General features: G+C 60.3%; 12 protein-coding genes and 1 tRNA gene. 9 read left to right on the forward strand and 4 right to left on the reverse strand.

Annotation, left to right across the window (positions count from 1 at the left end):
• Positions 1-73: 73 nt before the first annotated feature.
• Complete coding sequence (gene glmU / locus AB5750_RS05590; RefSeq protein ID WP_368145730.1) at positions 74-1,486, reverse strand: bifunctional UDP-N-acetylglucosamine diphosphorylase/glucosamine-1-phosphate N-acetyltransferase GlmU; 1,413 nt, start codon at positions 1,484-1,486, stop codon at positions 74-76.
• A gap of 199 nt (positions 1,487-1,685) precedes the next feature.
• Here glmU and AB5750_RS05595 point away from each other — a divergent pair, with 199 nt between their 5' ends.
• From AB5750_RS05595 to AB5750_RS05605, 3 genes are read left to right on the forward strand one after another with little or no spacing between them, the layout of a single operon-like run.
• Positions 1,686-2,573: an energy-coupling factor transporter transmembrane component T gene (locus tag AB5750_RS05595; RefSeq protein ID WP_368145729.1), complete on the forward strand. Its 888-nt coding sequence runs from the start codon at positions 1,686-1,688 to the stop codon at positions 2,571-2,573.
• Positions 2,573-4,216 (forward strand): ABC transporter ATP-binding protein, encoded by a 1,644-nt coding sequence (locus AB5750_RS05600; protein WP_368145728.1) that lies wholly within the window; start codon positions 2,573-2,575, stop codon positions 4,214-4,216. Before AB5750_RS05595 ends, AB5750_RS05600 begins: the two co-directional genes overlap by 1 nt.
• A 4-nt stretch (positions 4,217-4,220) precedes the next feature.
• Positions 4,221-4,934, forward strand: a complete 714-nt coding sequence (locus tag AB5750_RS05605) for a DUF6580 family putative transport protein (RefSeq protein WP_346977089.1) — start codon at positions 4,221-4,223, stop codon at positions 4,932-4,934.
• Positions 4,935-5,082: 148 nt separating this feature from the next.
• Here AB5750_RS05605 and AB5750_RS05610 read toward each other — a convergent pair whose 3' ends face one another.
• Positions 5,083-5,901, reverse strand: coding sequence for an exodeoxyribonuclease III (locus tag AB5750_RS05610; protein WP_368145727.1), 819 nt, complete (start codon positions 5,899-5,901; stop codon positions 5,083-5,085).
• A gap of 136 nt (positions 5,902-6,037) precedes the next feature.
• Here AB5750_RS05610 and AB5750_RS05615 point away from each other — a divergent pair, with 136 nt between their 5' ends.
• From AB5750_RS05615 to AB5750_RS05630, 4 genes are all read left to right on the forward strand, one after another.
• Positions 6,038-6,790, forward strand: coding sequence for an NAD-dependent protein deacylase (locus AB5750_RS05615; protein ID WP_368145726.1), 753 nt, complete (start codon positions 6,038-6,040; stop codon positions 6,788-6,790).
• A 95-nt stretch (positions 6,791-6,885) separates the two neighbouring features.
• Complete coding sequence (folP, locus tag AB5750_RS05620; RefSeq protein ID WP_217749898.1) at positions 6,886-8,628, forward strand: dihydropteroate synthase; 1,743 nt, start codon at positions 6,886-6,888, stop codon at positions 8,626-8,628.
• The gene (locus tag AB5750_RS05625; RefSeq protein WP_368145725.1) at positions 8,629-9,330 is read left to right on the forward strand and encodes a hypothetical protein; all 702 of its coding nucleotides are present in this window, start codon (positions 8,629-8,631) and stop codon (positions 9,328-9,330) included. It begins immediately after the preceding gene.
• A gap of 250 nt (positions 9,331-9,580) precedes the next feature.
• Entirely contained in the window at positions 9,581-10,777 is a 1,197-nt protein-coding gene (locus AB5750_RS05630) for an ATP-binding protein (RefSeq protein WP_368145724.1), read from the forward strand.
• A gap of 85 nt (positions 10,778-10,862) precedes the next feature.
• Here AB5750_RS05630 and AB5750_RS05635 read toward each other — a convergent pair whose 3' ends face one another.
• Positions 10,863-11,636, reverse strand: coding sequence for a type III pantothenate kinase (locus AB5750_RS05635; protein ID WP_195246414.1), 774 nt, complete (start codon positions 11,634-11,636; stop codon positions 10,863-10,865).
• A gap of 196 nt (positions 11,637-11,832) precedes the next feature.
• On the opposite strand from AB5750_RS05635, the gene AB5750_RS05640 reads away from it, so the two are divergent.
• Positions 11,833-11,909: transfer RNA gene (locus AB5750_RS05640), tRNA-Met, on the forward strand.
• A 579-nt stretch (positions 11,910-12,488) separates the two neighbouring features.
• Complete coding sequence (locus AB5750_RS05645; protein WP_006235773.1) at positions 12,489-13,346, forward strand: MurR/RpiR family transcriptional regulator; 858 nt, start codon at positions 12,489-12,491, stop codon at positions 13,344-13,346.
• Between the two features lie 74 nt (positions 13,347-13,420).
• Here the strand turns inward: AB5750_RS05645 and AB5750_RS05650 are convergent, their stop codons facing one another.
• Positions 13,421-14,749, reverse strand: a complete 1,329-nt coding sequence (locus tag AB5750_RS05650; RefSeq protein WP_040359682.1) for a 6-phospho-alpha-glucosidase — start codon at positions 14,747-14,749, stop codon at positions 13,421-13,423.
• Between the last annotated feature and the right edge of the window lie 59 nt (positions 14,750-14,808).

Consider the following 14,808-nt stretch of genomic DNA (forward strand, 5'->3'; position numbering starts at 1 on the left):
TCCGGTTGCGCAGGTCACGATAGAAAAAGGAGCCGCCCCCATGGGAACAGCTCCTTAGATGCTTGATAAAACGTTATACCTCGTCGTCCTCGTGCAGACGGCGGCGATAATCGGCGGCCCAGCCCTCAATATTTACCTGACGGGCGCGGCTCAGACCGAGTGCGTCGGCCGGGACCGGCTCGGTGATGACGGAACCGGCGGCCACGAGCGCGCCGTCGCCGATTTGGGCGGGCGCGACCATCATGGTGTCGGAGCCGATGAAGGCATCCTTGCCGATGACGGTCTTGTGCTTGTGCACGCCATCGTAGTTGCAGGTGATGGAGCCCGCGCCCACGTTGACGCCGGAGCCCATGGTGGTGTCGCCGATGTAGGACAGGTGCGGCACCTTGGAGCCCTCACCGATCGTGGACTTCTTGATCTCCACGTGCGTGCCGGCCTTGGAGCCGTCGAGCATGTGGGTACCCGGGCGCAGGTAGGCGCGCGGGCCGCAGTCGACGCCGTTCTCGATGACGGCTTCGATGGCGATAGTCTCATCGATGGTGCAGCCGCTGCCGACGGTAGTGTCGGTGAGGCGGCTGTTGGGGCCGAGCTGGCACTCCTCGCCCACGGTGACGTGACCGATCAGATGCGTCTGCGGCCACACGACGGTGTCGCGGCCGATAACGGCGTCGGGGCCGATCCAGGCCTGCGTGGGATCGATGAACGTGACGCCCTCGGCCATCCAGTGCTCGTTGATGCGGTCGCGCGCGATAGCGGTGAGCTGCGCGAGCTGGATACGGCTGTTGACGCCCAGGCCATCGCGGTAGTCATCGCAGTGGAAGATGGAGACAGCCTGGCCGTGGCTTTTGAGAATCTCGAGCATGTCGGGCAGGTAGTACTCGGATTGCGCGTTGTCGTTGCCGATCTCGTTAATGTGGGCGGCGAGCTGCGCGCCGTCGAAGGCGTAGCAGCCGGCGTTGCACTCCAGCAGCGTGGCGGCCTGCTCGGGCGTGCAGTCCTTCTGCTCGATGATGCGCTCGATCTGGCCGCCGGCGCCCAGCTTGATGCGGCCGTAGCCGAAGGGGTCGGGCGGGGTCATGGTCATGACGGTGCAGGCGAGCTCGCCGGTAGCGACGGTCTGCGCGAACTTGGCGACGGTGTCGGCGGTGATGAGCGGCAGGTCGCCGTTGAGCACGACGACGGGGCCTTGCGTGATGCCGCAGGCCTCGAGCGCGACCTTTACGGCGTGGCCGGTGCCCAGGCGCTCGGTCTGCTCGACGCACTCGACCTTGGTGGCGCTGTTGGCGTAGGCGCCGTCGATCAGGGCGCGCATCTCGTCGGCGTGGCTGCCGATGACGACCACGACGCGGCTGCAGCCGGCCTTGATGGTAGCGTCGACGATCCACTGGACCATGGGCTTGCCCAGGATCTTGTGCGAAACCTTGCAGTGGTTCGACTTCATGCGGGTGCCCTCGCCGGCAGCGAGGATAATTGCGGTTGCGTCCATGTGATCTCCTGTTACGTTATAGAGACGTGTGTTTGGAAACGATACACGGCGCAATATGATACCGCAGGCATATGATGAGCGCGTAACGATTGGTTTGCGGCGGTTGAGGCTTGCGTCGCTGGTGTGGCGTTTGCGCTGCTTGCGTGCGGCGTTGGCGGTGCTACGGAGCCGTCGTTTGAGCTAGGGGACGGGGGTGCCCGTGGACAACATACGAGAAGAGTTTGGCGGCGAGCCCGTCGCGGCATTCTCGATGTCGCATCCGGCGGTGCCGGCCCTCTACATGGTACTGACGCTGGGGCTCACCATGTTCTCTATGCAGCCGGTGCTGATTGCGCTGTCACTTGCGGGCGGGCTGGCGTACGGGCTTGCGACGCGCGGTGCTGCGCGCACGTTGGGGGCGCTTCGCTGGCAGCTGCCGGTGATTTTGATTATCGCGGTGCTCAATCCGCTGTTTAGCGCCTCGGGCTCGACGGAGCTGTTCCGTATTGGCATGCGTGCGGTGTATCTGGAGAGTATGGTATACGGCCTGTGCATGGGCGGGTTGTTTGTGGCGAGCGTGCTGTGGTTTGAGGCTGCGGCGTCGATGCTTGGCTACGACAAGGTGCTTGCGCTTCTGGGTAACGCCGCACCGGTGATCGCGCTCATGATTTCGATGTGCATGCGGCTTATCCCACAGTTTTTGCGCCGCGGTCGTACGGTACTGGCGGTGCAGGATGCGATTGATGTGCCGGGTCGCGCGCCGGCCGATCCCGTGCGTTCGCGCCTACGGGCATCGAGCGTGTTGATGGGCTGGGGCATGGAAGATTCGCTGGAGCGCGCGGACACGATGCGCTCGCGCGGGTGGGGCGCCGCGACGCGTCGCACGACGTACGCGCGGTATCGGCTAAGGCGCAGCGATGTTGCCGCGTTGGTTTTGCTTGCGCTGTTTGGCGCGGCTGCCGTGGCGGTGGCATGGACCGCGACGACACAGTATTCGTTTTATCCGCAGCTCTCGGTGCCGGCGCCGTGGCCGGGCTATGTCGTGTACGCTGCCTGGATGGTGCTGCCTTGCGCGTTGCACGCGATTGATGAGAAGAGGTTTGGCTGATGGCTCGGTTGGATAGGGGCCCGGTGTCGGGCGCTGCGTGCGGCCCGGATATGCCGGCGATTGAGGTGCGGAGCCTGAGCTTTGCCTACCCCGATGCTGATGCTGCGGTGCTCGAGGGGCTCGACTGGTCTGTTCCCCAAGGTGCATTTGCGCTGCTTGTTGGCGGTACCGGATCGGGTAAGTCGACGCTGCTGTCGCTGCTCAAGCCCGAGATCGCTCCGGCGGGCGAGCGCACTGGCGAACTGAGCGTGCTGGGCGAGAACGTTGCCGACATGGACGTACGGGCATCGGCGGAGCGCGTGGGCTATGTGTTCCAGGATCCCGAGAACCAGATCGTGTGCGAAACCGTGTGGCACGAGATGGCGTTTGGCCTGGAAAACTTGGGGCTAGCACGTGATGAGACGCGCCGTCGCGTAGCTGAGACCAGCTATTTCTTTGGGCTGGAAGATTGGCTTCACCGCGATACTGACACGCTTTCGGGTGGTCGCAAACAGTTGCTGTCGTTGGCGGCCGTGTTGGCGCTCCGCCCGCGCGTGCTGCTGCTCGACGAGCCCACGTCTCAGCTTGATCCGGTTGCGGAGAAGAATTTCCTGCACGCGCTGTTTCGTGTGAATCGCGAGCTGGGCTGCACGGTTGTTGTGGCGACGCATCAGCCGCGGCCGATGCTCGAGTATGCGACGTGTACGTACCGGATTGAGGGCGGTCGCGTGCGCGAGGTGGCGGATATGTCTTCTTTGGGACGCCGAGAATCGCTGTTTTCCGATGACATGTTGGGGTGGGGTGCCATCCGATGTGCAAAAAACGGAGTATTCAGCAGGCATGAGGACAATTTGGGTTCTCTGGAGCCGCCCGGGGACGTATCGAGCGCGAAAAAAAGTTCGGAATTGGACAAATCGTCCGAATTTGTGGCGCAAACGTCGCTCGAGAACGGCTCGGAAGCCTTCTCGCGCACGGATGGAAGCAGAATACTCCAAAAAATGCACGGCGGGTCGGCTACCACCCTGTCGGAAGGCTGGTTTCGCTACGATCGCGCGGGCGGTTGGGTGCTGCGCGGGCTCGATGTGTCGTTTTCGGCTGGCGCGGTGCATGCGATCGTGGGCGGTAACGGCTGCGGTAAGTCGACAATGCTTTCGGTGCTGGCGAAGACCGCCAAGCTGCAGCGCGGCCGCGTGGTGCGCGGAGCGGCCTCGGCGGCGCTGCTGCCTCAGAATCCCAAAGCATTGCTGGTTGCCGAGACGGTTCGCGATGAGCTGATGGAATGGGACTCGACCTGCGGATATGACGAGAACTTGGCGCGGGAGCGTGCGGCGAGCTTGGGGTTGTCGGGTCTGGATGGACGCCATCCGTACGATCTTTCGGGCGGGCAGCGTCAACTGCTTGCATTGGCAAAACTGCTGCTAATCGGCCCCGAACTGCTATTGCTCGATGAGCCCACCAAGGGTCTAGACCTGTTCAGCCGCCGCATTATCGCCCGCGCCCTGCGTGGCCATGCGAAGGCTGGCGGCACCGTCATTATGGCCACGCACGATCTGGATTTTGCCGAGCAGGTAGCCGACGACGTCGCCATGATGTTTGACGGCGAGATTGCCTGCATGGAGTCCCCGGCCGACTTCTTTGCCGACAACGTGTTCTATAGGGCGTGATGGGATGACGGACTGTCGTTTCTCGCGCTTGCTTGCAAAACTGGAGATCCCGCTGTTGTTGGCGGTGCCGGCGGTGATGGCTGCGGCGTTGCTGTCGGGTGTTGAGCAGGCAGCATTGGCCATGCTGGTTGTGGTGGCGCTGGTGCTCGCGCTGTTCTTTGCGGGTTACGAGGCATCTCGTCCGGGTTTGCGCCAGATTATGCCCACGCTGGTTCTGGCAGCATTGGCCGCGGCGGGGCGTATCTTGTTTGGCCCCATTCCCGACTTTAAACCCGTGAGTGCCATCGCCATTATCGCCGGGGCGACACTCGGTCGTCGTAACGGCTTTATGGTCGGTGCGTTGGCGGCGCTGACCAGCAATTTCTTTTTTGGGCAGGGCATGTGGACGCCGTGGCAGATGTATGCCTGGGGGCTCGTGGGATACGTTGGCGGTGCGCTGGCGCATGCCGGCGCTTTTGATCGCGCCGATGGCACCGTGCGTATGCCGGCGCTGCTGACCTACGGCTTTGCTTCGGGTTTGCTGTACGGCGTTGTGATCAACGCCTACGACATTATCGGTTTTGTTCAACCGCTCACGTGGGCGGGTGCCATGGCACGTCTTGCCACGGCAGTGCCGTTCGATATCACACACGGCCTCGCGACCTGCGTGTTCTTGGCTGCCTTGTACAAGCCTTGGTGCCGTCGCATTAACCGTGTCGTCGTGAAATACGGGCTGTAAGGCATTTCGCGTTCCCTCACGAACTTGCGGTGGAATGGTTCTCGTTTTTGGCTATTTGCTGCCCAAACAGGAACTATTCCACCGCACCTTATAGGGGGAGAGGGGCCACATGATCTGTTTTCCTCCGTCCCCGAGGGATCGTTTGTGTTTAGAGCTCCAGCGTTAGGGTGACGGGGCAGTGGTCGCTGCCGAAGATGTCGCCGCGGATGCCGGTGCCGCGTACGTTGCCGGCGATTACGTCGCTTACCAGGAAGTAGTCGATGCGCCAGCCTGCGTTGTTCTTGCGGGCATTAAAGCGGTAGCTCCACCAGCTGTAGACGCCCTCGACGTCCGGATTGGCCGCACGCCAGGTATCGGTAAACCCGGCGTTGAGCAGCTCGGTAAACTTGCCGCGCTCCTCGTCCGAAAAGCCCGCGTTGCCGCGGTTGGACTTGGGGTTCTTAAGGTCGATCTCCTCGTGAGCCACGTTAAAGTCGCCGCAGGTTACGACGGGCTTGCCGGTTTCGCGCTCAAGCGCGCTCAAAAAGCCGCGGTAGGCATCGTCCCAGGCCATGCGCACGTCGATGCGGGCAAGCTCGTTTTGGGCATTGGGCGTATAGACGTCCACGAACCAAAACTTGTCGAACTCGAGCGCACAGACGCGGCCCTCGGTTGCGGCTTGGGCGACGAGTTCGGCCGCCTCGCCCTCGCCGGCGTAGGGCAGCAGTGCGTCGGCGCGCAGCACGCGCAGCGGTTCCTGGCGGCTAAAGACCGCGGTGCCCGAATAGCCTTTGCGTTCGGCGTAGCTCCAGGTTTGGTGGTAGCCGGGCAGATCGACCTGTACCTGGCCCTCCTGCAGCTTGGTCTCCTGCAGCGCCAGGATATCGGTATTGAGCTCCTGTGCGATCTGGATAAAGCTCGGGTCCTTTTTGAGCACGGCGCGCAGGCCGTTGACGTTCCACGAGGCGAAAGTGTAAGTCTGAGGCATGGTGTCCTTTCGACGGGGTTGGCAGGCTTAAGATTAGCGCAACAGGGGCGGTGGTGGGCACCGCGCGTGCTGACCCAAAGGCCGCATGCTGGGACATCGCCCGACGCTGCCCGACCAACAAGGACGGAGGACTCATATGACGCAGGCAATAACGGATCCCAAGCAGGCCTCCGCCGCGCTGGCGGAGCTGTTCGGCACCCATAAGCGCGTGGTCTTCTTTGGCGGCGCTGGTGTTTCCACGGCAAGTGGCATTCCCGATTTCCGCAGCGTGGACGGCCTGTATCACCAGCAGTTTGCCTATCCGCCCGAGACCATGCTGTCGCATAGCTTTTACGAGGCGCATCCTGCGGAGTTCTTCGACTTTTACCGCACCAAGATGATCGCGCTCAACGCTAAACCCAACCGCTGCCACACCAAGCTGGCCGAGCTGGAGCGCGCCGGCAAGCTGAATGCCGTGGTGACGCAAAATATCGACGGCCTGCATCAGATGGCCGGCTCGCAGCGCGTGTTCGAGCTGCATGGCTCGGTCCACCGCAATGTCTGCCAGACGTGCGGCGCAGTCTACAGCGCCGAATGGATTTGCTCGCGCGAGCACGAGGACGCCGCGGGCGTGCCCGTGTGTCCTGCGTGCGGCGGGCGCATTAAGCCCGATGTGGTGCTCTACGAAGAGCCGCTCGACGAGCATGTGTTGACCGGTGCCGTTGCCGCCATCGCCGCGGCCGATGCCCTCATCGTGGGCGGGACCTCGCTCGTGGTGTATCCGGCGGCGGGCCTTACGCGTTACTTTACCGGCGATACGCTGGCCATTTGCAACCTTGCTCCCACCGATCAGGATGCAAATGCCGACCTGCTGATTTCTTGCGACATCGCGGCCGCGTTTGCGTTCTAGCCCGCGCGCGCGGATACAATAGAAAGACTGAGTGCAAAGCGACCCCGCCGCCAGCTCCCCAAGCTCGGCGGCGTGGGCATTTTAGGAGGATGTTCATGGCGAACGACAGCAAGACATGGCGGTGCGGAAAGTACGAGCTCAGCTTTGACCGTCCGCGCATCATGGGCGTCCTCAACGTGACGCCCGATTCGTTTAGCGATGGCGGGGAGCACTTCGACCCGGATGCCGCCATCGAGTACGGCCTGGCGATGCTCGACGCCGGCGCCGACATCATCGACGTGGGCGGCGAGTCCACGCGCCCCGGCTTTACCCCGGTCAACCCCGACGAGGAGGCTCGCCGCGTGCTGCCCGTGGTACGCGCGCTGGCCAAGGAGGGCGCCATCGTCTCGATCGACACGCGTCATGTGGCGGTTGCCAAGGCGGCCGTGCGCTGCGGCGCCTCGATCGTCAACGACGTGACCGGCTTCACCGATCCCAAGATGGTCGAGTTTGTTAAGACGAGCACCTGCGGCGTCATCGTGATGCATGCCGGCGAGGTCGCCGCGCCCACCCGCACGCACGCAACGGTGCAGCTCGATACCTCGGCAGCGGCGTTTGTTGCCGAGAAGGCGCGCGAGGCGGCTGCCGAGGCCGCGCGTGAGGCCGAGAAGCCGGCTCGCCGCCGTCGCGGCAAGCTGCTGGGCGATCCTAAGCCGGAGACCAAGCTTCCGGGCGGCGTGGTGCAGCCCTCGTTGCCGTTTGGCGAACCGGAGCCCACGTCCGAGCCTGCAAGCGAGCAGGAGACGCCGGCCGCCGAGCAGGCTGCTGCAGCCGAGACCGTCGCGCTCGCGCCCGAGGCCGCGCCCGCAGCCACCGAGGCCGCATCGGAGCCCAATGACCGCCTGGCCGCCATGATGCGCCGCAGCGCCCGCCGCGAGGAAGCCTACGTGCCCACCTCGCAGCTCCGCCGCTTCACCCTGCCCGATTCGGCGCCCATCATGCGCCGCGTCATGGGCTTTCTGTCCGACCAGGCCCGCACGCTCATCCATGCCGGCGTGTCGCGCGACCGCATCTGCATTGATCCTGGCCCGGGCTTTGGTAAGTCGGCTAACGAGGACATCGTCATCCAGCGCGAGACTGCCAAGATGGCGTCACTGGGCTATCCGCTCATGTGCGCCGTGTCGCGCAAGCGCTTTGTGGGCGCCGTCTCGGGCGTGACCGAGGCCGCCGAGCGCGATGCCGCTACGTTTGGCGTGTGCCTGGGCGCCATCCAGGCCGGTGCCAACATCATGCGCGTGCACGACGCCGCGGGTTTTGCGCAGTTCCTGAACGGTTACTGGGCGGTTGCCAAGCCGCAGCCGCGCCGCGCGTTTGTGGCTGTGGGCTCCAACCTGGGGCATCGCTGCGACAACATCCGCGCTGCACGCGAGATGATCGCCGAGATTCCACTCACCTGCGTGTCCAACTCCTCCAAGATTTACGAGAGCGAGCCGGCCTACGAGACGCGCCAGGACGCGTTTGCCAACGCCGTCATCGAGATCAAGACCGAGCTGGCGCCGCTGGTGCTGCTCGATGAACTCATGAAGATCGAGGCTGAGCTGGGGCGCGACCGCTCCAAAAAGGCCAAGGCCAACGGTCCACGCACCATCGACCTGGACCTGCTCTGGATGGACGGCGAGACCCACGGCGGCAAAAAGCTGCGCCTGCCGCATCCGCTGATCGGCGAGCGCGATTTTGTGCTGGTGCCGCTCGAGGACTTGATGCACGACCCGGCGCGGTTCTTCCGCTACAACGGCGTCGAGGTCAAGGAGCCCGAGGACCGCGTGGGCCATATCGTGGGCGAATTGGGGCGTATGTAGATGATCGAGATGAACGCTGTTGCCGCCGGTACCGAGCTTGACGCCGCGCGCGACGCGGGCCGCGAGGGTGTGTCCGCGGGCTGGTGCGCTTGGAGCGCGGGCGATGCTTCGCTGACGTTTTCGCTGGTCGTGCGCCCCGATGTGAACATGCATGCGTTCCACGGCCTGCCGTTTGTGGCCGCGATGGGCATGATGGATGCGCTCGCGGGCACGGCCGCAACGCCGGGCCTGGGGCTTGCCGGCAAGGTGGGTATCCAGTGGCCGAGCGACATCGTGTGCGGCGCGCCCGCATTTGAGACGTCGCTCGCGCGTGTCGCCGTCAACGGCGGTGCAGGTGCCGCGGGCATGTTTGCCGCGGTGACGGTGGATATTGAGCGCGCGGCGTTGAGTGGGCTTGGCGTTGATATGGCAGACGAGGCACTGGTCGAGGCGCTGGCCGCCGCGGTGCTCGCCCGCGTGGACGCCTGGGCGGTTGTCGCCAACACGCCACAGGGAGCTGCCGGCCCGCTGGCTCCGGTGCTGGGTGACTACTTCGACATGGTGCCGCTGCTGGGTCGTCAGGTCGCGGCGGTGTCGCCCAGCGGTTTGCCGCTTGCGGTCGGTGTGTTTGCGGGCCTGGACATCTGGGGTCGCGCGACCATCAAGACCGATGCCGGCGAGCAGGAGTTTCCGCCCGAGGCCGTACGGATTCGCGGACTGTAACGCGAGGCGCCCGCGCTCAAAGATAGCGATGACAACAAGACCCTCCTCGGCTGTGCCGGGGAGGGTCTTTACGCGACTACAGGGTGGCATCGCGGTTCTATTCCTCAAAATTGAAAATATTTCGATTTTGAGGAATAGAATTAAGCCAGCCCGGCCTTTAACGAGGTATATTCGTTGCAGAGTCTATTCCTCAAAACTGAAAAATTTTCAATTTTGAGGAATAGCGATAAAAGACCGCGAGGAGGCCCCAATGAAACTCATCAATAGAACGTCATATATGGACACGTTGACGAGCCTTATTGGCGTGCCGGACATCAAGGTCATCACGGGCATCCGTCGTAGCGGTAAATCAAAATTGCTCGAGGCCCTCCGCGATTACGTGGAGGCAAATCTGTCCAATTCGAATGTCATCCATATCAACTACAACCTCGATGAGTTCGAGAATCTGCTCGAGTATCACGCGCTGCTCGCCTATGTAAAAGAGCATCGAGTGTCCGGCAAACAAAACTTTCTGCTTATCGATGAAGTTCAGATGTGCGACGGTTTTGAGCGTGCGATCAACAGCCTCCACGCATCCGAGCAGTACGACATATTCATTACCGGATCGAATGCCTTTTTGCTGTCGAGCGATCTGTCGACGCTCTTTACGGGGCGCACGTTCGAGATCGAGGTTTTCCCATTCTCGTTTGAGGAGTATCGACTCTATGGCGACGAGGGCGAGGTCGACCGCGACTTCGATGAGTACGCGAGAACCGGCGGTATGTCCGGCTCCTACCCTTATCCACTGCAGGAGCAGCGTTATCAATATCTCTCCAATGTCTTCAAAACGCTCATCGTGAGAGATATCGTGCAGCGGCATAACGTGAGAAACGAATCGGCGCTGCTGCGCATTGCCGATTACATGATGGACAACGTCTCCAACATAACGTCGGCACGCAACATTACAGATGTTTTGAATGCGGATGGGCTAAAGATTACGAACAAGACGGTCGGCACGTACATGGGGTACCTGTGCGATGCGTTTGCCTTCTATAAAGTTCGTCGGTACGACATTCGCGGCAAAAAATACCTTAAGAGCGGCGAGAAGTATTACCTGGCAGACCACGCGTTCAAATACGCACTGCTTGGTACACGTGATATGGATTGGGGACGCGTATACGAGAACATGGTGGCCATCGAGCTGCTGCGCCGCGGATACGAGGTATACGTCGGTGTGCTCTATAAAAAGGAAATAGACTTTGTAGCAATCAAGCGAAGCGAGAAGCTCTACATTCAGGTGAGCGACGACATCAGCTCGGATAAGACGTTTGAACGCGAGATTTCGCCACTGCTGAGCATTGGCGATGCGTATCCCAAGATGATTCTTGCCCGCACGCATCACGAGGCCACGGATCGCGATGGGGTGCAGATCGTGGACCTGGCGAGGTGGTTGTGCGGCGAGGCTTAGCAAAAAATCCTATTCCTCAAAACTGAAAAATTTTCGATTTTGAGGAATAGGATTGGCGGCTGGTTGCTGCGACCTGGCGTTTACTCTATCCCAGCTCCTGCATGCGGCGGTAGATTTCGCAGATACCCTTGATGGTGAGCTGTCCGTCGACCACGTCGAAGGCATCGGTCGAATCGGCGACGATGCCGGCGAGACCGCCTGTGGCGATAACGGTGGCATCCTCGCGGCCCAGCTCGCGCTTCATGCGCGCGACCAGGCCCTCAGCCATGGCGGCGGCGCCCGTTACGGCGCCGACCTTGATGCACTCCTCGGTATCGCGGCCGATGGCGTGCTCGGGCGCCTCGAGCGGAACGCTGGCGAGCTTGGCGGCTCGGGCGGCGAGCGCGTCCATCGAAATGCGGATGCCCGGCGCAATCGCTCCACCAATGTAATAACCGTCCTCGTCGATGACGTCGATATTGGTCGCGGTGCCAAAGTCCACCACGATTGCCGGCGCGCCGTAGAAAGTTTCGGCCGCAACGGCGTTGGCGACGCGATCGGCGCCTACGGCTTGGGGACGCGCCGCGCGCAGCTTGGTCACCGCGGCCGTCTGCGGCCCAATGACGATGGCGTCCGCCGCGATGCGGTCGGCCACGGCGTGCCATTCGCGCGAGAGCTGCGGCACCACGCCCGCAAAGGCGATCGCGTCGACCGCGTCGAGCGAAAGGCCGTACATCTTAAAGAAACCCATCAGGCGCACATGGATCTCGTCGGCGGTATAGGAGCGGTCGGTGGGCATGCGCCACGACTGCACCAGCTCGTCTCCGTCAAACAGGCCCATGGCCGTCTGCGTGTTTCCCATATCGATAGCGAGCAGCATGTCTACTCCCAGTGTTGGCATAAAAGGACGCGCACCATTGTATACGCGCCGCCGACGGCGCTCGGCTGCGATTCGTTTACGGTGATAGGGGCTGAGGGGTTTAAATATGAAGGAATTATGCTCTACGAGATTTTCCTTGCCGTTTACCGAACTCCCACGTAATATTCTTTCTTGCGCACATGAGGCGCCCAGACATTGCGGGGTGGAGCAGTCTGGTAGCTCGCCGGGCTCATAACCCGGAGGTCGTAGGTTCAAATCCTGCCCCCGCGACCAAGACTTTTAGCAGCTCGGAAGCAAAATTGCTTCCGAGCTTTTTCTTTATCGGTTTACTTTGCGGGTGAATCCTGAGTCAATTTATTATGTGAAGCAAATAAACCATTGATAATCGCGGGCCGGTCGGCTTGACTTATCGACCGATAAACTCCAATTGGGAGGAGTTCCGGCGGTCCTTAGCTAATAATAGTGCCGGGGATGGACCGCGCCATCCCCGGACCCTGCGCTCCAAAGGGACAAGTCCCCTTGGAGCCCCGTCTACTGCTCTCAACACGGAAACAGGGGAGAGGGGGATACAGGTCGTAGGATGCCGACGGGCGAGCGCTATGCTGTCTCAAGTCCGCATGTAGCTTGTTCGGAGGCCGTCTCTGCGTCTCAAGGCGGGCAGTGAATTCTGGCAATCGAACTTCTTCGTATCTGTTCGCTGAGACTTGAGCGATGTGCTCCGCACAAATAATGTTGCCGAAGCATGCGGAATATCAGAAGAGAGATTGCAGGGCGTAAGTCAGCGTATGAAGAGCTGCCCGTCGTTTTGATAATGACATAATTAAGTGACAAACTAAAGCGATCGGAGCGACCATGATTCTTGACAGCCTGCGTAACAGCGCGTCTTTTAATGAAACCGACCGAGCCATTGCTACCTATCTGCTCAATCATACCGGCGACCTTAAGACCCTCACTATGGCAAAGCTCGCACAGGAGACTTACACTTCGAACGCGACTATCATCCGCTTTTGTAAGAAATTGGGCCTAAGCGGCTATCGAGAGTTGATCATGCAGCTCATCCAGGAGATAAGCGGAGACTATCTTCTGGCTGCCACTGTCGATCACAATCGTCCTTTTGGCAGTACCGATTCAATTGAGGCCATCGAGGGCAACCTTGCAAATCTCTTGAAGGGCGTCATAGATCAAACGAAAATTGAGCTCGATAGCGCCAAATTGAGCATAATCGCCAAGGCAGTTCTTAGCGCCCCGCGAATTTACATCTTTGCTAAAGGGGAAAGCTATCTGGCGGGATGTATCTTTCGCAACAATCTTCTCAAGCTCGATCGTCATGTCACCATGGCAGACGACGGGGGCCTGCAGACACTGCACGTTAAGAACGGTAGGCCCGGAGACCTGTTTTTATTCCTAAGCTACAGCGGCATTCACTATGATTATTCCAAATACGCCGCCGCTCTTTCCGAGCGCGGAATCAAGCCGTGTTTAATCACGGCGTTTTCTGATTCGGCGCTCGCCAGGCAATGCGATACTGTCCTGCTCATTCCAAAATCAGAGCGCGTGATTGGAAAGGTTGCCAATTACTCTTCCATGATCTCGCTCACGTATACGCTTCAGGTTATTTATTCGCTTATATTCAATCAGGATTATCAAGAGAACTATCGTGTAAAACACGAGGCCGATTCGTTCATCTTTACGAGTTTTGCGGAGATTTAGTCATACAAAAGGTGACCCCAAAGCATTTTTGCCTTGAGGCCACCTTTTGTGCTTTTGCTATTTGGATGGTTTCTCTACTTCAGTTCAGGCCAATAGCCCTTGTTCGCCTCAATCATGTCGTCCAAGACTTCCTTAGCCACGCGCGCTGAGGGGATCGTGCGATTGAGGGTGAAGGCCTCGAGTGCCTTCTGGTAGGAGCCTTCGATAACGGCTTCGACCACAAGGCCTTCGCAGGCATCCTGCTGTTCGATAAGGCCCTTGTAGAAGCGGGGGATCTTCCCGACGCGGACCGGTTCGGCTCCTCGATCGGTGATGTACGCCGGAATCTCGACGGTCGCGTCGTCCGAGAGATTCTCGATTGCGCCATTATTGGGCACAATTACCAGCTGGCGATGTCGCAGGTCATGCGCTAGAGACTTGACGACATCGACAATGAATCTGCCGTGGACGCCTACATAGAATTGCGTGAGATCGACCTTTTCACCGCGCTTAAGCGCCGCAGAAGCATCAAAGATCCGCTTTTCGCGGCCGTTTACGACCTGCATGCCACGCGTGTTATTGATGTCCATGTATTCCACGCAGGCATCGGGCAACAGGTAGTACTGGTAATAGGTGTTGGGGAGGTAATCCTGGAATAGCGTGGAAATCGTCGCCGCATTCTTGAAGGTATGGGCCCAATCGGGGTCCTTTACCAAGGCGTCATTGAGGCTTGCCTCGGAAATGTAGCCGAATTTACGCACATGCTCTTTGAGCTTGTCTGTAACGTCGACGCCCTTGCAACGCACGTTGGTAAACCACCCAAAGTGGTTGAGGCCGAAGTAGTCGACTTCAATGTCGCTGAGTTCGCAGCCCAAAATCTCCGCCATGCGGGCTTCAATCTCTACTGGCATATCGCAGATGTCGAGAATGCGAGCGTTTGGACGTAGCTTGTGCATCGCCTTGGCTACGATGGCAGCGGGGTTGGAGTAGTTGACGATCCAGTAGTCCTTGCAGGCGTACTCCTCGCAGAAATCGACAAGCTCGCACATGGGGAAGATGGTCCTCATGCCATAGGCCATGCCACCTGCTCCGCAGGTCTCCTGGCCGACTACGCCATGGCGCAGGCTGATCTGCTCATCTTGGATACGCATCTTGAGCCCGCCCACGCGCATCTGCGCCATAACAAAGTTCGCATCTGTAAATGCTTCTTTGGGGTCGACAGTTACATGCAGGGGAATCTCGGGAGCAAGGTCATCGATAACTGCCTTAACCACCACAGCGACCGTGTCCTGGCGTTCCTTGTCGATGTCATAGAGCCAAAGCTCACGAATCCCCAGTTCGTCCTTTTGATCAATCAGGTCTTTGACGATACCGGCGGTATAGGTGCTGCCGCCGCCGCAGATTACAATCTTGTATCCGTTCATGTTGTTCATGCCTTTCAAATCAAATCGAGCCGCAGACAATCCTGGTCGCTATCTGTATG

The sequence above is a fragment of the Collinsella aerofaciens genome (assembly GCF_040926185.1).
Classification (GTDB): Bacteria; Actinomycetota; Coriobacteriia; order Coriobacteriales; family Coriobacteriaceae; genus Collinsella; species Collinsella aerofaciens_BC.